Annotated in this window: 16 protein-coding genes; 8 read left to right on the top strand and 8 right to left on the bottom strand. The window is 60.1% G+C overall.

Annotated elements, in window-relative coordinates:
- The first annotated feature begins 110 nt into the window (after positions 1–110).
- Positions 111–1,328, top strand: coding sequence for a glucose-1-phosphate adenylyltransferase (glgC, locus tag CS919_RS00985; RefSeq protein WP_099297362.1), 1,218 nt, complete (start codon positions 111–113; stop codon positions 1,326–1,328).
- 6 nt (positions 1,329–1,334) lie between these two features.
- Here glgC and CS919_RS00980 read toward each other — a convergent pair whose 3' ends face one another.
- On the bottom strand, positions 1,335–2,015 hold the full coding sequence (locus CS919_RS00980; RefSeq protein WP_200818313.1) for an O-methyltransferase: 681 nt from the start codon (positions 2,013–2,015) through the stop codon (positions 1,335–1,337).
- Positions 2,016–2,184: 169 nt separating this feature from the next.
- Between CS919_RS00980 and sigE the strand changes: the two genes are divergently transcribed.
- From sigE to CS919_RS00965, 3 genes are read left to right on the top strand one after another with little or no spacing between them, the layout of a single operon-like run.
- Positions 2,185–2,784 carry an RNA polymerase sigma factor SigE gene (gene sigE, locus CS919_RS00975; RefSeq protein ID WP_268803734.1) on the top strand — a complete coding sequence of 200 codons (600 nt, stop codon included), beginning with the start codon at positions 2,185–2,187 and terminating at the stop codon, positions 2,782–2,784.
- Positions 2,785–2,807: 23 nt separating this feature from the next.
- The gene (locus tag CS919_RS00970) at positions 2,808–3,182 is read left to right on the top strand and encodes an anti-sigma factor (protein WP_099297358.1); all 375 of its coding nucleotides are present in this window, start codon (positions 2,808–2,810) and stop codon (positions 3,180–3,182) included.
- A gap of 42 nt (positions 3,183–3,224) precedes the next feature.
- A complete protein-coding gene (locus CS919_RS00965; RefSeq protein ID WP_099297356.1) occupies positions 3,225–3,758 on the top strand; it encodes a twin-arginine translocase TatA/TatE family subunit in 534 nt (177 codons plus the stop codon).
- A 12-nt stretch (positions 3,759–3,770) separates the two neighbouring features.
- On the opposite strand, the gene CS919_RS00960 is transcribed toward CS919_RS00965, so the two are convergent.
- The 3 genes from CS919_RS00960 to CS919_RS00950 are packed head-to-tail and all read right to left on the bottom strand — an operon-like array spanning position 3,771 to position 6,798.
- On the bottom strand, positions 3,771–4,901 hold the full coding sequence (locus CS919_RS00960) for an Mrp/NBP35 family ATP-binding protein (protein ID WP_099297354.1): 1,131 nt from the start codon (positions 4,899–4,901) through the stop codon (positions 3,771–3,773).
- A 55-nt stretch (positions 4,902–4,956) separates the two neighbouring features.
- The gene (locus CS919_RS00955; protein WP_099297352.1) at positions 4,957–5,505 is read right to left on the bottom strand and encodes a DUF1003 domain-containing protein; all 549 of its coding nucleotides are present in this window, start codon (positions 5,503–5,505) and stop codon (positions 4,957–4,959) included.
- Between the two features lie 6 nt (positions 5,506–5,511).
- Positions 5,512–6,798 (bottom strand): magnesium transporter MgtE N-terminal domain-containing protein, encoded by a 1,287-nt coding sequence (locus CS919_RS00950; protein WP_099297350.1) that lies wholly within the window; start codon positions 6,796–6,798, stop codon positions 5,512–5,514.
- Between the two features lie 82 nt (positions 6,799–6,880).
- On the opposite strand from CS919_RS00950, the gene CS919_RS00945 reads away from it, so the two are divergent.
- Both CS919_RS00945 and CS919_RS00940 read left to right on the top strand, forming a co-directional pair.
- Positions 6,881–7,105 carry a hypothetical protein gene (locus CS919_RS00945; RefSeq protein WP_099297348.1) on the top strand — a complete coding sequence of 75 codons (225 nt, stop codon included), beginning with the start codon at positions 6,881–6,883 and terminating at the stop codon, positions 7,103–7,105.
- A 64-nt stretch (positions 7,106–7,169) separates the two neighbouring features.
- Positions 7,170–7,685: a hypothetical protein gene (locus CS919_RS00940; RefSeq protein ID WP_143341733.1), complete on the top strand. Its 516-nt coding sequence runs from the start codon at positions 7,170–7,172 to the stop codon at positions 7,683–7,685.
- A gap of 65 nt (positions 7,686–7,750) precedes the next feature.
- Here the strand turns inward: CS919_RS00940 and CS919_RS00935 are convergent, their stop codons facing one another.
- The 3 genes from CS919_RS00935 to CS919_RS00925 form a co-directional block, all read right to left on the bottom strand.
- On the bottom strand, positions 7,751–11,446 hold the full coding sequence (locus CS919_RS00935; protein WP_099297344.1) for a multifunctional oxoglutarate decarboxylase/oxoglutarate dehydrogenase thiamine pyrophosphate-binding subunit/dihydrolipoyllysine-residue succinyltransferase subunit: 3,696 nt from the start codon (positions 11,444–11,446) through the stop codon (positions 7,751–7,753).
- Positions 11,447–11,604: 158 nt separating this feature from the next.
- Positions 11,605–15,051, bottom strand: a complete 3,447-nt coding sequence (locus CS919_RS00930; protein ID WP_234990692.1) for an ABC transporter ATP-binding protein — start codon at positions 15,049–15,051, stop codon at positions 11,605–11,607.
- Positions 15,052–15,075: 24 nt separating this feature from the next.
- Complete coding sequence (locus CS919_RS00925; protein ID WP_099297340.1) at positions 15,076–15,801, bottom strand: hypothetical protein; 726 nt, start codon at positions 15,799–15,801, stop codon at positions 15,076–15,078.
- Positions 15,802–15,949: 148 nt separating this feature from the next.
- Between CS919_RS00925 and CS919_RS00920 the strand changes: the two genes are divergently transcribed.
- Together CS919_RS00920 and CS919_RS00915 are read left to right on the top strand one after the other, a co-directional pair.
- Positions 15,950–17,482: a carboxylesterase/lipase family protein gene (locus CS919_RS00920; protein WP_099297338.1), complete on the top strand. Its 1,533-nt coding sequence runs from the start codon at positions 15,950–15,952 to the stop codon at positions 17,480–17,482.
- 118 nt (positions 17,483–17,600) lie between these two features.
- On the top strand, positions 17,601–18,395 hold the full coding sequence (locus CS919_RS00915) for a hypothetical protein (protein ID WP_099297336.1): 795 nt from the start codon (positions 17,601–17,603) through the stop codon (positions 18,393–18,395).
- 15 nt (positions 18,396–18,410) lie between these two features.
- Here CS919_RS00915 and CS919_RS00910 read toward each other — a convergent pair whose 3' ends face one another.
- Positions 18,411–18,902, bottom strand: a complete 492-nt coding sequence (locus CS919_RS00910) for a hypothetical protein (RefSeq protein WP_143341732.1) — start codon at positions 18,900–18,902, stop codon at positions 18,411–18,413.
- Positions 18,903–19,077 lie beyond the last annotated feature (175 nt).

The raw sequence follows: 19,077 nt of genomic DNA, 5'->3' as shown, positions 1-19,077 counted from the left end.
GTAGTGCGCGGGCGCAGACCTGTCCGTGCAATCAGTGCCGGGGTAGATCGGGGAGAGCAGCCCGAAAAGTTGTCCGGCGAACGTCACTGATTCTCACTACCGTAGGAGGTGTGAAGACTACTCCGAACGTTCTGTCCATTGTCCTTGCGGGCGGCGAGGGAAAGCGTCTGTATCCCTTCACCGCAGACCGCGCCAAGCCAGCCGTGCCTTTCGGCGGCAACTACCGCCTCATTGACTTTGTCTTGTCCAACCTGGTCAACGCGGGCTACCACAAGATTTGCGTGCTCACCCAGTACAAGAGTCACTCGCTGGACCGCCACATATCCCAGTCCTGGCAGTTGTCTGGCTTGACCGGGCAGTACATCACCCCAGTTCCAGCACAGCAACGGTTGGGACGCCGCTGGTTCACCGGTTCCGCAGATGCCATCCTGCAGTCCTTGAACTTGGTATACGACGAACAGCCGGAATACATCATCGTCTTTGGTGCGGATCACGTCTACCGCATGGATCCAGAGCAGATGGTCGAGGCACACATCGCCTCGGGCGCCGGAGTCACCGTCGCGGGCCTGCGCGTTCCTCGCGAGGAAGCCACGGCGTTTGGAGTGATCCAAGCAGGTGAGGACAACCGCATCGAGCAATTCCTGGAAAAACCTGCCGACCCTCCGAGCGTTCCGGATGATGAGAACGTGGCCTTTGCTTCCATGGGCAACTACGTGTTCACCGCGCAGACGCTGATTGACGCGCTCAAGGAGGACTCGGAAAATGAAAGCTCCAACCACGATATGGGTGGAGACATCATTCCGATGCTCGTGGACCGCGGAGAGGCTTACGTTTACGATTTCTCAGACAACTACGTGCCGGGCGAGACGGAACGCGATAAGGGCTATTGGCGCGATGTGGGAACCGTGGATGCCTTCTACGAGGCGCATATGGACCTGATCTCCGTGCACCCAGTGTTTAACCTCTACAACCTGAAGTGGCCGATTCACACCGCAGAGACGGGTAATTTGCCTCCCGCCAAGTTCGTCAAGGGTGGTATCGCCCAGTCCTCCATGGTGGCTGCAGGATCGATCATTTCTGCAGGTACCGTGCGCAACAGCGTGATCTCAGAGAACGTGATCGTGGAGGACAGTGCGACCGTCGAAGGCTGCGTACTCATGCCGGGCGTACGCGTGGGTAAGGGCGCGGTGGTTCGCCACGCCATCATCGACAAGAACGTGCAGATCACCGACGGGCAGATCGTGGGCGTGGATCGTCAACTCGACGAGCAGCGCTTCACCGTCTCCCAAGGCGGGGTGGTGTGCGTGGGCAAGAACGAAGTGGTCTAGCCCGACTTAAGCTGACTTGGTGATCAGCGTCAGGCCTGCGCCAAGTGGCAGGCGGCTGACGCTGATGCCATCCATCTCCTGCAGTGCAGCATCGGCCTCGCGGGCAGCGGTGGTCTGCCGATCAGTGCGCGATTCATCCGCGATCAGGCCATCCAAGAGAGAGTCCAGCAGCACCAAAATGCCACCGGGGCGCAGTGCGGGGAGGGTGGATTCTACGGTGCGCAGGAGATTTTCTTCCGCGGCGTCGGCGATGGCGATGTCGTAGCTATCCTGCGCTAGGCGCCCAACGACATCCAGGGGAGCGCTGGGCAGGAAGCGGAACATGTTCGCGCGCACACCGGCGGACTGGAAAGCATTGCGCGCCAGCTGCTGGTGCTGCACCTCCGGCTCAATGCACGTTACGTGGCCAGCGCCGAGACCGCGGAACAAATGTAGTCCGATCACTCCGCACGCTGGAGACATCACGATTGCGGTAGGGGTGTGCCCCGTCTGCGTACTCGTTCCCGCAGCGCGCGCTGCCAAGAAGGTGAGAAATTCGGTGGTCATCGTGTCCGGGGTGGACAGTCCGAATTCCGCAGCGGCTTCGTTAGCAGCATCGATGTTCTCATCGTTGGGCGCAGTGCGGTCGACGAAAGAGCGGATCGCATCGAGGGGAGAGTTCTGAGCAGCATTCACAACGGCAACCATAGGGGAATACCTGCTGCATGTGGGGGTGGTGAGCCGGAGTGTCAGGGGTGGCGTCGAAAAAAAGAAACGAGAGTAAACGCGTGTGAAAGCAGTGATTAAAAACACGACGGTTCACGTGGCAAAATCATTCACAGCAAACGTACAGCGGAAAGAGAGAACAACCGCACATGTGTGGTTCAATATGATGAGTATGTCCTCACACGAACCTGCCTCCACCGCTGAATTCGACGCCGGAAACGGCGCGATGCCTTCATGGAGCGAGCTGGTGGAGCAGCACGCAGATAGCGTGTACCGCTTGGCCTACCGGCTGTCCGGAAATCAGCACGATGCCGAAGACCTCACTCAAGACACATTCATGCGCGTGTTCCGCAGCCTCAAGAACTACCGCCCCGGAACGTTCGAGGGATGGCTGCACCGCATTACCACAAACCTCTTTTTGGACATGGTGCGCCACCGCTCCTCCATTCGGATGGAAGCGCTGCCCGAGGATTACGACCGGATCGAAGGCAACCTGGCCGATCCCGAACAGCACTTCGCGATGAGCCACCTGGACCCGGCGCTAGAGAAGGCGCTGGACCAACTCGCGCCCGATTTCCGCGTCGCCGTGGTGCTCTGTGACGTGCTCGGCATGACTTACGATGAAATCGCCCAGACACTCGGTGTAAAAATGGGAACTGTGCGTTCCCGAATCCACCGAGCACGAGCACAACTGCGCGACATGCTGGAGCGGGACGTTGAGCTTGGACACCTGAGCTACATCGGAAGCTGAACGGAAGGAGAGCATCGGAAACCATGACATCTCATGTAGAAAATCCAGATACTCAGTTATCCGTGGAGCACCTGTCATGCGAGGCGATCGCCGCACTGGCCGATGGTGAGCTGTCCCGCCGCGCTGAGCATCGAGCCAAGGTGCACCTCGTGCACTGCGTGACTTGCCGAGAAGAAGTGACCAGGCAGCGAGAGGCCTCCGAAAGGTTGCGCGATAACTGCGAAGTCAAGGCCTCTGGGAGCCTGATCGAAAGACTGTCCCGAATTCCAGAAGCGGCCGGGGAATCGCCTCGCTCACGAGACTTCGGTGTAGACGGGTGCCGTCACCCGGAAACGTTTGTGGACAGCGTGGATCTTTGGGTGCGCAAGCTGCAACGCTTGCCACGACGTTCGAAGTAATCTGACCGCCCCGATGGGGCCTAAGTGCGATAAGGTAAACGGGTGTTTTCAAGTGTCGGATGGGGAGAAGTTCTTGTTCTCCTAGTGGTGGGCTTGCTGGTCATTGGACCAGAGCGGCTGCCCGGTCTCATCAACGAAGCGCGCGCGGTGTTGCTCGCAATCCGCAACGCGGTAGGCGAAGCCAAAGAGCAGCTGGACGGCGAATTTGGTGATGAACTCAAGCAATTTTCCAAGCCCATCTCAGAGCTCAACAGCGTGCGCCAAATGGGTGCGCGTGGATTCATCACCAAGACGTTGCTAGACGGAGATGATTCCTTCCTGACCAGCTTCGATTCCACGAAGAATGACGTGAAGAGCACCGTCGATGGCGTACGCAAGACGAACCTGCGGGACGCTCTGCGCAGCCCACAAAATAGCAGCTCCGATGGCGCAGTGCCCGTCCAGCAGCAAGCCGCCGCGGGCGAATCTCAAGCAGCGGACCGTCCCATTCAGTCCGCAGCGCAGGATATGACACAGGATCTCTCGTCCGCCGAAGGCCAAGGAAGAATCGCCGGCAACTGGGACGATGTCACCTAGGCCAGCAATCTTCTAGTTGTTTGTCACGCCCAAGTTCAGCGACTTACCTGCCAAAGAATCCCGGCGCTTGGCCAGCTGATCCGCGATCTTTCCGAAGGCACTAGTGACCTCCGCCTGCGGTTCAGCCTTGACGATGGGGTTACCCACATCTCCGCCGACGCGCAGATTAGGATCCAGCGGAATCTGTCCCAGCAGGGGAATCTCCGAGCCAGTCAGCTGGCTCAAGCGATCCGCCACGAACTGTCCACCACCAGAGCCAAAAGGCTCCATGCGGGAGCCGTCCGGCAGATCCATCCAGCTCATGTTTTCAATCACGCCACCGATGCGCTGGCGAGTCTGCTGAGAAATTGAACCAGCGCGCTCCGCCACCTCAGCCGCGGCCACCTGCGGGGTCGTCACAATCAGCAGCTCCGCGTTCGGAACCAGCTGAGCCACGGAGATGGCAACATCGCCGGTTCCCGGTGGAAGATCCAGCAGCAGGATGTCTAGATCGCCCCAGAACACATCGCCCAAGAACTGCTGAATCGCGCGGTGCAGCATCGGACCGCGCCACACCACCGGGGAGTTATCGTCCACAAAGTGGCCGATGGAAATCAGCTTCACGCCGTGCGCCTGCAGCGGCATGATCATCTCGTCCACCTGATGAGGCTTGTCCGTAGAACCCATGAGGTGGGGAACGGAATGTCCGTAGATGTCTGCGTCGACAATTCCCACATTCAACCCCCGCTGCGCCAGCGCAACGGCCAGGTTCACGGTGACGCTCGACTTGCCCACGCCACCCTTGCCGGAGGCCACGGCGTAGACGCGCGTGGTGGAGTCCGGCTGTGCGAAAGGGATCACTGGCTCGGCGGATTCGCCACGCACCTTGATGCGGATTTCGCGGCGCTGCTCGTCGCTCATGACATCCGTGGAGACAGTGACGTCCTCCACGCCTTCCACGCCGAGGGCTGCCTCGCGCGTGGATTCCGTGAGGTGCGTTTTCATCGGGCAACCAGCGATGGTCAGGTAGATCTCTACGGCGACCGACGAGCCGTCGATGTCAATGGATTTGACCATTCCCAGATCGGTGATGGAGCGGTTGAGCTCGGGATCCTCTACGCGGGACAGCGCGCTGCGGACAGCGGATTCAGTGACAACAGACATGATGAAACCATCCTAACGCAGCCCCCAGAGAGTGCTTAAACCCCCGTGGCACTCCTTATCGTTGCCGGTCGTCGGCCTGCGGTGGATCCTGCAGCGAGGTTTCATCGTGGCGCGTGTCCTCGAGCTTGTCCTCGATACGGTGCATCAGGACCGTGAGTTCTTCCAATTCTCGACGAAGGTAGTCGCGGGTCACTGTCTCACCCACGGAGATGCGCACGCCGGCGAGCTCGCGGGCGAGGAATTCTGTATCGGCCTTTGTCTCTGCGGCGCGTCGGCGGTCCTCGTCCAGGGAGACGCGGTCGCGGTCATCCTGGCGGTTCTGGGCTAGCAGGATCAGCGGTGCGGCGTAAGCAGCCTGGGTGGAAAATGCCAAGTTCAACAGGATGAACGGGTACGGATCCCAAGCAAACGCGAACATTCCTGCGTTGAGTAGCACCCACACGATCACGAAGATGGACTGCCACGCCAGATACTGGCCGGTGCCGAGGAAGCGGGCTACTTTTTCCGCAGAACGTCCCACGCTGTCGCCATTGAGGCTGAACTTCTTGCGCCGTACAGACTGAACCGGTGTGTCCAGATCGGCCTTCTTGTAGTTGTTGGCCATAGGGGACTAGGCCTCCTTTCGCATCTGGTCGGTGGTGTCCACGCGCCAATCTTGCTGGCGCCAGTCCTCAGGCAGCAAGTGATCCAGCAGGTCGTCCACGGCCACGGCACCCAGTAGGTGGTTGTCCTGATCCAGCACGGGGCCGCACACCAGGTTGTACGTGGCGAAGTAACGGGCCGCTGTCTCCTGGTTGTCCTCGGCGTAGAGGGCGGGAAGCTCGAGGTCCAGGATGCCGCCGATCTGCGTAGATGGGGGTTCGCGCAGCAGCTTCTGCAGGTGGACACAGCCGAGGTATTTGCCGGTGGGCGTGGCCTGCGGAGGACGCGCGACGAAAATCATCGAGGACAGAGAAGTAGGTAGCTCAGGGTTGCGAGCGTGCGCCAGCGCCTCTGCCACAGTGGCTTGCGGCATCAAGATGATGGGCTCCGGGGTCATCAAAGCACCTACCGTGTCCGGCGAGAACGTCATCAGACGGCGCACCGGTTCGGAATCCTCGGGATTCATCAGCTCCAGCAGCACGTCCGACTTATCCTCACCCAGCTCGGCCAGGACGTCTGCCGCGTCATCCGGATCCATTTCTTCCAGCACGTCGGCGGCGCGCTCGATATTCAGCTGGCTGAGGATGTCCGCCTGGTAATCGTCTGGCATCTCGGCCAGCACGTCCGCCAGGCGCTCATCGTCGAGCTCTTGGGCGATCTTCACGCGGCGATCTTCGGGGAGGTCGTGCAGAGTGCTCGCCACGTCTGCGTTGCGCATCTCGTTGAACGAGGCGATCAGCTCCGCATCCGGGTTGACCGTGCCTGTACCCGAGGCGTGCAGACCCTGGATACGATCCAAAGGAATAATGGTCACGCGTGTGCGTCGACCCAAACGGGAACGCTGCGCCACCGCAACGCGGCGAATACGCCAATCTCTGGTGCGGTTGCGCTCCATCTCGACGTCCACGATTTCCACGGCCTTGCCGTGCAGCTCAGGGTGCTCTGGATCGTCAGTGTGCACCTTGGCGCCAATGAGGTCATCCATGAGGGAGACTTCGCCGGAACGGGGTTTGAAAGGGCGGAGATTGACCGTACTGCTGACTGTGGTCAGCTCGTTTTCCGTGATGGCCGCGATGCGCAGCATGGGAAGGAAAATCTTCCTCTTCGTGGCCAGCTCTACGACAACCCCCAAGGCAGTGGCCTTGTCTTCGTAGATGGAAACGACCACGTCACGCACGCGTCCGACGGAATCGCCATCGGGTCCTAACACCACCATGCCGGCAAGCCGGCCGGCAAACACACGCATACCAGTCATAACGCTCGAGACTACTGCACGCGGGTAATGTTGTTGTGTCTTAGGTTTGATGGAGGTTGTTACGCATGGAGGTCGGTGCGCGATGAGGATTCTCAGTAGATTAATCACCGGTGGATTAGTCGGTTTTGCGTGCGTGCTGGCAGTGCTTGGCCATTCCATGTGGATCGCTCATGCGGTGTCTGCGGCCGTGTCCTTTGTTGCCGTGATGATTGCCGCTGTGGGGGAGCGGCAGGGCCGTAGTTCTCGCGTGTGGTTGGTGGTGCCGGTGATCGCTCTAATTGCGGTGTATTTCTATGCGTGGTTCTAGGCTTTACGTGTGCAGCGCCGTCGTTGCGGTCAGCGTTCTTGGACTCGCGGGGTGTGGCATGCAGATGGCCGACGACACCGCGCCTGATCCCAAAGCCGGTCTAATCCTCGGAGTGCCTGATTCGGACACCATCGAGCCGTCACTGTTGCCGGGCATCCGCGCCACCTACGTGGAGAAGTTGGAAGGCACAGACCATCCGGTTCGTTCCATGGCGGTCACTGATGCCAAGCGCATCGAGGACGTCCGTAACGGGCAGGTGGATGTGACCTTCGGGTGTGTGGGTGAGTTGTTAGATCTTGCCGACGCCAATGCGGCCGATCGTCTCCGCTCCGAGTACGCCGCCGAGGAGGATCCGGATCCAGTGACCTGGCGCGACGCCGTCCATTCCACGCTGTTGGGCACGATGCCAGGCGGTGTGACGCTGTCCAATCCAGGTATCGCCGAAGTGTGTGAAGACGAGACTCTGCCGCAGAATATCGTTGCGGTGTATCGCGCGGTGGATATTGATCGCGAGGACACTCAAGCCCTGAACAACGTGGCGGGCGGCACATCTGAGGAAGCGTTTGCGGACAAGGGCTAGCTTCCTAAAGGCAAAGGAAAAACCCGCTTGCTGGAGAACCAGCAAGCGGGTGAGGGGGCGGGGTATTAGTCCTCGAAGGCCTCTTCCATCAGCGCCTTCTGCTCCATCTGGTGGACCTTGGCCACACCAGTTGCAGTGGAAGACTGAGCGCGACGGGATACGCGCTTGAGCTGAATGCCAGGCAGGTACTCAGGCAACTGCAGAGCCAGGAATGGCCATGCGCCCTGGTTTGCTGGCTCATCCTGTACCCAGCGGATTTCCGTGGCGTTCGGGTAGTTGCCCAGCGCGTCGCGGATCCGGTTGTAAGGAACAGGGTGCAGCATCTCCACGCGGACGATGGCGACATCGTCGCGGCCATCGGCCTCGCGCTTCTTCTCGAGGTCGTAGTAGACCTTGCCGGAGCACATTAGGACGGTCTTGATGTCCTTATTGACGCCGTTCTGGTTTGGATCATCGATCACCGACTGGAACTTCTTGACCTCGGTGAAGTCCTCGATGGAAGACACCGCGGCTTTGTTGCGCAGCATGGACTTCGGGGTGAAGACGATAAGTGGGCGCTTCAGGCCACCCAGCGCGTGACGGCGCAACAGGTGGAAGTAGTTCGCGGGGGTGGTGGGCTGAGCCACCGTCCACGAACCCTCGGCGGACATCTGCAGGAAGCGCTCGATGCGAGCAGAGGAGTGGTCTGGTCCCTGTCCCTCGTAACCGTGTGGTAGCAGCAGGATCAGGGAGGACTTCTGTCCCCACTTGGCCTCGCCGGAGGAGATGTACTCATCGACGATGGTCTGGGCACCGTTGATGAAGTCGCCGAACTGAGCTTCCCATGCCACCACGGCATCCGGGTTACCCACGGTGTAGCCGTATTCGAATCCCACGGCAGCGAACTCGCTGAGTGCGGAGTTGTAGGCCCGGAAGGATCCGCCGTTGCCGGCCTCTTCGGCCAGGGTCTGCAGTGGGTTGTAGCTATCCAGATCTTCGTGGTCGAACAGCACGGCGTGGCGCTGGGTGAAGGTTCCGCGCAGCGTATCCTCACCGATCAGGCGGACCAACCTGCCACGCTCTACGAGCGAACCAAAGGCGATGAGTTCGCCGAAAGCCCAGTCGATATTGCCCTTTTCGGACATCTCCTTACGCTTCTTAATTACCGGAGCCACGCGAGGGTGGATCTTGAGGTAATCAGGCGTGTTGTAGAACTTGTCACCGATCTCGGCGATCAGGTCCTTGGAGATGGACGTGTCCAAGCCGTGCGGGAGTTCCTGCGAGCCGGTGATGCCGGTTTGTTCCTTGGGCTTTGCACCCTTTTCCGCCTGGCGAACGTCGTTGAACACTGTCTCCAGCTGCTCGTGGAAGTCTCGCTGGACGCGCTCGGCATCTTCTTCGGACAGATCGCCGCGACCGATGAGGGTTTCCGTGTACTGCGCGCGGGAGGTCGGCAGTTCGGAGATGATCTTGTACATCAGCGGCTGGGTCATCGATGGGTCGTCGGCCTCGTTGTGGCCGCGACGACGGTAGGCCACAAGGTCGATGAACACATCTTTGCCGTAGCGGTTGCGATAGTCCACAGCCAGCTGAGCAACCCAGACTACGGCTTCGGCATCGTCGCCGTTGACGTGGAAGACAGGGGAATCAAAGCCCTTGGCCAGGTCGGTGGCGTAGTGGGTGGAGCGGCCAGCATCTGGGGTGGTGGTGAAGCCGATCTGGTTGTTCACCACGATGTGCACGGTGCCGCCCACTTCGTAAGCGTCCAGCTTGGCCAGGTTCAGGGTTTCCTGCACGATGCCCAAGCCAGTGAAGGAGGCATCGCCGTGCAGCATGATAGGCAGCACGGTGCGCTCGTCGTCTCGATCAATTTGATCTTGACGGGCGCGGGCGATGCCCTCCATGACTGGGTCGACAGCCTCGAGGTGGGATGGGTTGGCTGCCAGGTAGACCTCGATGTCTCCCTCGCCGAACATCTGGTGGTAGTGGCCACGGGAGCCCAAGTGGTACTTCACGTCGCCGGAACCGCCAGCCGACGCTGGGTCGATGTTGCCCTCGAACTCGGTGAAGATCTTGGAGTATGGCTTGCCGACGATGTTGGCCAGGACGTTGAGGCGGCCACGGTGTGGCATGCCGATCACAACTTCATCCAAGTCCGCACCAGCGGCGCGGTCGATGGCGGCATCCATCATCGGGATCAGGGTTTCAGCGCCCTCGAGGGAGAAGCGCTTCTGGCCCACGTACTTGGTCTGCAGGAAGTTCTCAAACGCCTCGGCAGAGTTGAGCTTCTGCAGGATGTACTTCTGCTCGGCCTGGGAGTAGCGAGGCTGACCAGCCTCGATGCGCTCGCGCAACCAAGAGCGCTCCTCGGCATCCAGGATGTGCGTGTACTCGTAGCCGACTTTGAGGGTGTAAGCCTTGCGCAGTGCTGCGAGCACCTCGCGCAAGGTCATGGTCTCGCGACCAAGGAATCCGCCCACGTTGAACGTGCGGTCGTAATCCCACAGAGTCAGACCGTGGTTCTCGATGAACAGGTCTGAGTGATCCGGCACAGGCAGACCCGGCTGGGTCCAGTGCAGGGGATCGATATCTGCAATCAGGTGACCACGGGAGCGGTAAGACTCGATCAGCTCCATCACGCGGGTGGACTTGTCCACGCCGGCGTTTGGCAGGTCCTGGCTCCAGCGCACAGGAGCGTAAGGCACCTTCATGGACTTGAAGATGTCATCCCAGAACTCATCGTTGATGAGCAGGCGGCTCATGGTACGCAGGAATTCGCCGGATTCAGCACCCTGAATGATGCGGTGATCGTAGGTAGAGGTGATGGTCACCAGCTTGCCTACACCCATTTCGCCGAGGCGATCCTCGGATGCACCGGCGAATTCGGCTGGGTAATCCATGGAGCCCACGCCGATGATAGCGCCCTGGCCCTTGGTTAGGCGAGGTACGGAGTGACGGGTACCGATGCCACCTGGGTTCGTCAGCGAGATGGTGACTCCGGAGAAGTCGTCCATCGTCAGCTTGCCGTGGCGAGCACGGTCCACGATGTCCTCGTACTTCTCCACGAATTGGGAGAAGCTCAGGGTCTCGGATTCCTTGATGGCTGCCACCACGAGGGAGCGGGTGCCGTTCTTGCCCACCATGTCGATGGCAAGTCCCAGGTTAATGTGCTCCGGGGTCACGAGGGTGGGCTTGCCATCCACGACTTCGTAGGAGTTGTTCATGTCCGGGTGAGCCATGACCGCACGGATGAGCGCGTAGCCGATGATGTGCGTGAAGCTGATCTTTCCGCCGCCGCGTGCACGCAGGGTGTTGTTGATCATCGTGCGGTTTTCGAACATCAGCTTGGCTGGCATGTCACGCACGGAGGTCGCGGTAGGGATCTCCAAAGACAGATCCATATTCTTCACCACGGCCTTGGCAGCACCACGGATGACAGACTTACCAGCCTCCGGAGCATCCACCACGTCCTTAGGTGCAGGTGGTGCCTTGCGTTCTGGAATGACCGAGCGCTTGGTGTGCTCGGGTTGCTGCTTCTTTGAATCTGGAATGACCTCAGAGGCAGCCTGGGCAACTGTTTGTTGCTGTACTGCATCCTCAGAGGACACCCGGCTTCCGGCAGATTCCTTGGGGGTTTCGGCAGAACTGACCTCTGCGTTCCCCTGAGGATTCTTCTTGAAGAAGTCGCGCCATTCTGGATCCACTGATTGTGGGTCTTTGCTGTACTGCTGGTACATCTGATCCACCAGCCATGCATTCTGACCAAAATTCGCGCTGCTCACGGCAGGTCCTCGCCTCTTTTCTTAATGACTTCAGTCTCGTCGCCCCACCCTACTACAAATCAGAGACTCCGCCGCGGGGCAGGGGGCGAGGAATTTATGTATATATGTGCAGATGAATGGCGACTTTTGCTCTCAGAACAAGTCACCTGCGTTAAGACTTAGGTGATGAGTCCCATATGGCTAGCCCAAAGGTCGGCATAGACACCTTTATGCCGCAGCAATTCGCCGTGGGTGCCGGATTCCACGATTTTTCCGCCGTCCATCACCACCACGCGGTCCGCGTGCACCGCCGTGGAGAGTCGGTGGGCAATGATGATGGCCGTTCGTCCTGCCACTGCCTTGGAAATCGCGGAGACCACCGCTCGCTCCACCTCCGAAGGCAGGGTCGAGGTGGCTTCGTCGAGCACCATGATCGATGGCCCCAGCAGTTGGGCGCGAGCCAACGCCACGATCTGTCGCTGTCCGGCCGAAAGGTTGTGCGCTCGTTCGTTCAGCGGCGCCAGGAAGCCCCCGGGGATGCTGGCGAGGATTTCTTGGCCACCAATGTCCTTGACCGCTTGTTCAATCTCCTCGCGGGTGGCATCCGGTCGCCCAAAGGCGATGTTGTGCGCCACCGTGGTGGGGAAGAAGTAGGGTTCCTGCGGCACCGTTCCTATTTCTCGACGCCACTGCCGAATATCCGCCTCTTTCACCGGCAAGACATGCGACTGCCCCGTGTCACGGAACTCCGCCACCACAGCACCTTGTTGTGGGTCGTACCAGCGGGACACCAGCTTGCCCAGCGTGGACTTTCCCGCGCCCGAGGCTCCGACCACCGCCGTGGTACCCGTGAAAGTCGTGTCGATATCCAACTCAGGACGCATATTTGGGGAAGTAGAGGAATACCAGAAGCGCGTGGCGTCGAAACAAAGACGTGGAGCACTGCCGGCAGGAACGGACCGCGGCGAGGAAGAATTGACCACGCGGGGCTCGGTGCGGAGGAAATCACCAATGCGAGACAGGCCCACGGAGGCCTGCTGGAAGCTGTCGAAGATCTGTGACAGCTGCTGAACCGGGCCGAAGAAGATCGACAAGTAAAGGCTGAAAGCCACCACCGCACCCTCGGTGGTGCGGCCCTCGGCGATCAGTGACGTGCCCGCCGCCAAGATGCTGGCCTGAGCAAGTTCTGTGAGCCAGTTGATGCCGGGGAAAAATACGCTCACCGCGGCTTGGGCCTGTGTGCGTAGGCGACGGTAGCCAGCGGATTCGGCATCCAAACGCGATTGTAGCGTGGATCCATAGCCGTAGCCCTGGCTGGTCACCAGGCCGTAAATAGATTCCTGGAAGGTGGCGTTGACTTGGCTGACCTGAGTGCGGGACAACGTGTACAAGCGTGCAGCCGTGCGCTTGAATACCCACGAAGCCACCGCGATGACGGGAAGAAACGCGGCGGTGATCAGCGTGAGCGTGATATCCGTGTACAGCAACATGCCCAGCACGCCGAGCAACACGGTGAGGCTGACGATGGTCTGGGATAGGCCGTTGTAGAGGAATCGGGACAGCGAATCGATGTCCGTGGTCAGGCGTGTCATTATGTGGCCGGAAGAGTTGTTCTCGAACCAACTGATGTCCATGCGATTGAGGTGCCGGTAGCAGCGCAAACGCAGGGCATACAGCAGGCTTTCGCCCGCGCGCATCGTTAGCACGGTGTTGGCGGCCAGGGCAGCCCAACAGAGCAACACCACCAGTAGGGCGACCGCGGCCGTGGAATAGACCACGGATTCGTTGCCCTGAGCGATACCCGCATCGAGTGCGTAGCGAATGAAGCTGGGCAGGGTGATGTCTGCCAGGACGGTGACCAGCAATGTTGCCACCACCGCGATCAGCGGAACGCGGATCAGCGCGATCAACGAGCGCAGACTGAAGGCCGCGGTGTAGTCAGCTACCGCGGGTTCTGAGCCGTGGGGATCGATCTCCGTGGCGCCGGGCGGAATGTCTTGGGCGGGTTCGAGGGGAGCAGGAGGGTCTGCGGGCCAGAGCTCGTGCTCGGCTGCCGGGGAAAGCTGGACAGTGTGCGCGGGAGTAGAGCTGGGGGAGGCCAGAGTTTCCTGACGATGGGTGATCACCACCAGAGTCATCGGGCCAGACTCCGCCACGGCAGCCATGATGCGGCGTTCGGTGACAGTGTCGATGGCGGAGGTGGCGTCGTCGAGAATGAGGAACGACGGCCGGCGCAACACCGCACGCGCTAGAGCGATGCGCTGGCGCTGACCGCCGGACAAGGTGAGCCCGCGCTCGCCAACCACCGTGTCCAGTCCGCCGAGCTCGGCGACGAAATCCAACGCACACGCCACGGCGAGAGCATCCCAAATCTGCTCGTCGGAGGCGGCGAAGCCAAGCGCGACGTTGTCTCGGATGCTGCTGGAAAACAGGAAGGGCTCGTCCACCACCAGTACCGGGCGAGCGGACTCGGGGACGTCCAATAGTGGGGTGCGGGTGCCGTCGGACAAGACTGCCGTGAAGTCCCGTGCGGCCTGCGAATTCAAGCCCGCTAGCGCTTGCGCGAGATACGTCTTTCCCGTTGCCGGATCACCGTTAATGACCGTGGTCTGGCCTGCGGGAACGGAAACCTGAAGGAGGCTGCTATCAAGCCCGTCAAGGCAGCCCTCGATAGCCACCACGCGGTGTGACGTGCCGGACGGAGTGGGACGAGCGTCCATGGCCAACAGATCCTCGATCCGTCGCATCGAGGCGCGAGCCACAAAGACTTCCACCAGCATCGCCGCAGTCATGCGAGTCAACCGTGCGAGCATCGTGACAAACGTCGCGGTGGCAAGGAACTCGCCCACCGACAAATGCCCGCGCATGGCCATCCAACCACCTACCACGATAATTCCCACCAGCATCACGTTGGGCAGCGTATTCAGCAGCGGTTGGAACGTAGCAGTGATACGGCTGACCACCATGCGCAAGCCAAACAACTCCCGCGCGAGCACCGCAAAGCGCTCATACAAGCGCTGCTGCTGGCCAAAGTTCTTCACCACGCGGACGCCCGCCACGGACTGCTCGATGTGGGCGGCGATGTCCGCTGTCTGTTGCTGAGCGCGCCACGTGGCGGGATACAGCCTGCGGCGGGAACGCGCGGCAACCACAAACATGAGCGGCACGTGGGCCAGCACCAGAAGCCCCACAGGGACGGACATCCACAATACGATGCCGATGATCAAGACCACCTCGAAGAGCCCCGAGGCGATGATGGGCAGAGTGGCAAGCATCGACTGGACCTGATTGAGGTCAGAGATCGTCCGCGACACCACATGACCCGTGCGCAGAGACGTTGCCTGGATGGCATCGATGTGTAGAAGCCGACGCATCACGGACATGCGCAGCGTGTGCTGCACACGCACTGAGAGCGTGCCGGCGAGGAAACGCCTCGAACCGTGAACGGCGAAGCGGACGGTAGCTGCGATTAACAGCCCACCGATGGCACCCTGCTTCCCATCGATCGCCGCACCCGCAAACAGTGGCGAGGCCACCGCAGCAATGGGAACCAGTGCGCTGAATATGGTAACGCACGCGAACAGCCACGGATGCTGCTTGAGGTAGTCCAGAAGGGTGCGGGTCACAATGGAAAGACGTTACATGCAGCTCTAGGCAGCAGAGGAGTCCAGCTCGCTCATCAAGCGACGGACCTGGGAAATCATGCCGTCGGCGATCTTACGATTAGCGCGTGCACCCAGCACAGCACCCACACCGAATGGCAGAATCTTGCGCACCAAGGCACCGCCGAAGCGCTTGCGCATCTGCTTGAACGCGATGCGACCGAGCATGGAGTTCACCGCAAGGAGATCCTTGCCCGAGGCGTTCTTCAGTCCGCGCAGCGACTTGATAGAAGTAAGGGCACCGTCCTCCGTGAGCGCCTGGACCAGCTCGTTGCCCGAGGCGCCGGATACTGCGGTGAGGATGATGGTGCGTCGGCGCTGTTCGTCATCGATGTTGATTCCGTGCAGCTGTGCGGAAGCCAGAGCGTAGAGGCCACAGGCCTCCAAAAGAACCACGGACTCGCCAGCGATACTTCCCAGAGAAAGCAGCGTGCCGATTCCCGGCATCGCCGCAAGACCACCCGTGCCCAGGCCAGAACCGGTGGCCAGGGTGCGGAAGTGCTTATCCAGGATCTGCTGCTTTTCCTCTAGCGACTTTGCAGAGTGCTTGGATTCCAGCTTCTTGACATACGAGCGCACGGCAGGACCCTGGACGGACGCCGCGCTATCAACGGCCGAAAAGAAGCGACCGGCGATGGGGCCGCTAGGGTAATCCGAGCGATCCGCCAGGTTCGTCGATTCCTGCTTTTTGTCCTTCTTGGAAAAGATCCCCATGAGTCCTATATTCCTTGTCTTATTGCCAGTGAGCTGACCACCGAATGGTGCTGGTCTATGCATTGCAACACTAATGCAACAATCGAATGCGTGTGAAAAGGCTGAAGATAGCTGCGTTGGAGGCGCGGTGGACTTACTATCGACTCTCATGAACACAGTCGACGGGCGCGCAGAGGGGGATTTTATCGACGCCACCGTGGACGGAGGAGCCCTCCGCGGTCTGGTTACCGAGGGCGTGCGTACCTGGCGGGGCGTGCCCTATGGAGTGGCAGACAGGTGGAAAGCACCGCGCCCCGTGGAGTGGGAGGGGGTGTGGCAGGCAGACGAGTACGGCAACGTGGCACCGCAAACCACTTACACCCTGAAAGATGATGTGGTGGGGGACGAAGACTGCCTGAACCTGGATGTGGTGCGTCCGGACACCGAGGAAACCTTGCCCGTGGTGGTCTACCTGCATGGCGGTGGGTTCTTCGCTGGTGCCAGCCACACAGCCGTGCTGCGGGGCTTTTCTTTTGCCAAGCGAGTCAATGCTGTTTATGTGGCGGTGAACTTTCGCCTGGGTGTGTTTGGGTACCTGGACATGTCTTCACTGGGAGTGGAGGGCGCAGAGGACTATGAGCCAAATCCCGCGTTGCGCGACCAAATGTTGGCGCTGCGCTGGGTGAAGAAGAACATTGCCGCGTTCGGTGGGGATCCGGATAGAGTCACGCTAATGGGAGAGTCCGCTGGGGGCTCGGCCATTGCGGCGCTGATGGCAACTCCTTCCGCGAATGGCCTGTTTCATCGAGCGATCCTGCAATCTGCCCCCGTGCTGACGGTTCACGGCAGAGAACAATCTCGCATTTGGTCTAAGAAGCTGGTGCAGTACGCAGGACTTACTCCCCGCACGGTGAAGGTTCGGGACCTAGAGAGCATGGCGGCAGGAGACTTGGTGCGCGCCGGGCAGCAGATGCTGTGGCGAGGCAGAGGGCTGTGGGAGCTCAACTCTTGTTTCAGCAACGCGGTGGACGGGGATTTGCTTCCGGAACATCCTTTGACCGCGTTTGAAAACGTGCATCAACATCGCGTTCCCATGCTCATTGGTACTAACGACGACGAGCTCAGCGCTGCCCAAGTGTTGTTCTTCTCCAAGGGCAAGCGTGCCAAAGCGGTGCGAAAGATGCTGAGTGCGCACGATCCAGAGCTGGCCGAGAAGGTGGAAGCGGCATACGGCGATGTGGGATCCAGACAGGCATTTGCCCAGCTGATGGCGGATGCAGTCTTTTGGGCGCAGTCGGTGCGGCTAGCAGACTTGCACGCTCGAGCGGGCCTGGACGTGTGGATGTATCGCTTCGATTACGCCCCCGCGTTGCTACGCAGGCTGGGTGTGGGCGCGATGCATTCCATGGAGCTATCCGCGGTATTCGGCGATGCGCATGCCTCCAAGGCCCGGGTGCTGTTGGGCGCGGAGATGGAGCAAGTCACTGAGGAAATGCAGGAAGCATGGGCAGGCTTCATCTGGGGCGACTCTCCAGGTTGGGAGAAGTACACCGAAGATACCCGGGCCACGCGCATCATCGAACGCAGTTCTCACACGGAGAACGATCCGCGCCGGGAACATCGCTTGGCGTGGGAGAGTTTTCGCATGCAGGGTTGGATGGGCACGCCGGAGGGGATCCCGCTGCCTCGTCCTGGCCGGTAGTCATACTCAGGGGCACTAGCAGCGGCGGGCTAGCGCGGTTACGATGAGGTCGTAGCGTCGGTGCTTGCCGGGGTGACTGTCACAACACACGGAATTGACCCGTAGGAAGGGACCTGTTGTGGGTTTCTATGAAGACATTGCTGATGCGCTAGATCTAGAGGGCATCGAGTCCAGGATCGCGGAGGACACGCTGTTCGTCCCGATCGCTCCGGAGTTGGAAATCCAGTTTGTTCAGATTCACGGCGTGGGGGCCGCCCAGTCCATTCAGGCTGCCAATGTTTTTGTGGCCATGGCTGATGTCTCCGATGAGGATGAACAGTTCGATGCCGCGCTGGTGGGCGTGGTCTTTTCCGTGGAATCTGCCATGCAAGAAGTGGCCAGTTACATGGCCACTGACCATGTGATCAGTGTGCTCAACGAGTTGCTGGAGGGCGAGGACGAGCGGCTCGAAGAGCTTGAATTTGAGCAGGATCCGTCTGAACCTTTCGTGGTCTACGCCTCGGTGGGAGAAGGCTCCGTTCTGACGGTGGAATTGGATCCCGAGGGAATCGCTCCCACTGGCAACGTCAGCTTCGTGACCTATGGCGATGATTTCGACGAGCTGCTGGAACAGGCCACTGAAGAGCTGATCGAGGCCGATGATGAAGTCACTGAGAGTGAAAAGCAGGAGATTTTCCGCTCAGCAGTCGCAGACGTGGGGGAGCAGACCCGTGAGGTCTTGGAACTGGGCACTTTCGACGATTTCGAATTGATGTTTGACGCCCTTGCCGTGGCTTCTCAGCAGGCCTACGAGTGGGAGGAGATGCTGGTTCCGTTGGACGACGGCGCGCGTGGCATCGTCTATTTTGACGAGGACCTCGACGAGGAAGATCTCGATGACGATGACTACTTCGAGGACGAATCAGAAGACTAAAACCTGGGTGAGTGACTAAGCGACGTGCGGCTGCGCGTGTTTTGTGTCGGCATCGAGGTCACGTTGTGTCATCAGGCTGTGCCACGTCCACGTCAGGTTGTCTCCCACGTGTTCGCGCTGCGTCCAGCTTTCTCCGGTGACCGCGCGAAACAGAGAATGGATTTCCGACGTCACGCTCGCGAGGCTTCCCGAGACGGAATCCGCATCCACCGTGGCGCTTAGAGTGACCAAAAACATGGGTTGCTCACTGGGGGCTTCAACTCCGTTGAGCTTTTCCCACAACACGGGTGTGACGCGGTGGCGAGATACGTGAACCAGAGCGTCCGCAGAGTTGAGCTCCGCAGAAATATAAGGTGCGCGCCAACCGGGAGTGATCCGGATGCGGCTGCGGGGATGCCGCAACAGCGCCTTCATCTGCTCTCCGTATTCGCTGATCAGCGAAGTAGGTGCCAGGTTGGACAACGGGAAAGCCTTGTGGGACACAGTGGGTATACGAAGGTTCAACATCGGCTATCTCCTATCAATGTAAGTGGTGAGCTAGGCCCGGTAGGCCGAGTGACGAGTGTCAATCTAGGACAGGGGTGAGACAGGGAGAGGGTGGCGTCGGAAAATAAATCGAACAATTGTTCTAAACATACCGGGAGGCAAACAACTACCGCAACCGACTGCGGACAATTAGCAT

The sequence above is a fragment of the Corynebacterium dentalis genome, assembly GCF_900232865.1.
GTDB classification, from domain to species: domain Bacteria; phylum Actinomycetota; class Actinomycetes; order Mycobacteriales; family Mycobacteriaceae; genus Corynebacterium; species Corynebacterium dentalis.
This window is presented reverse-complemented; position numbering and strand designations above follow the sequence as displayed.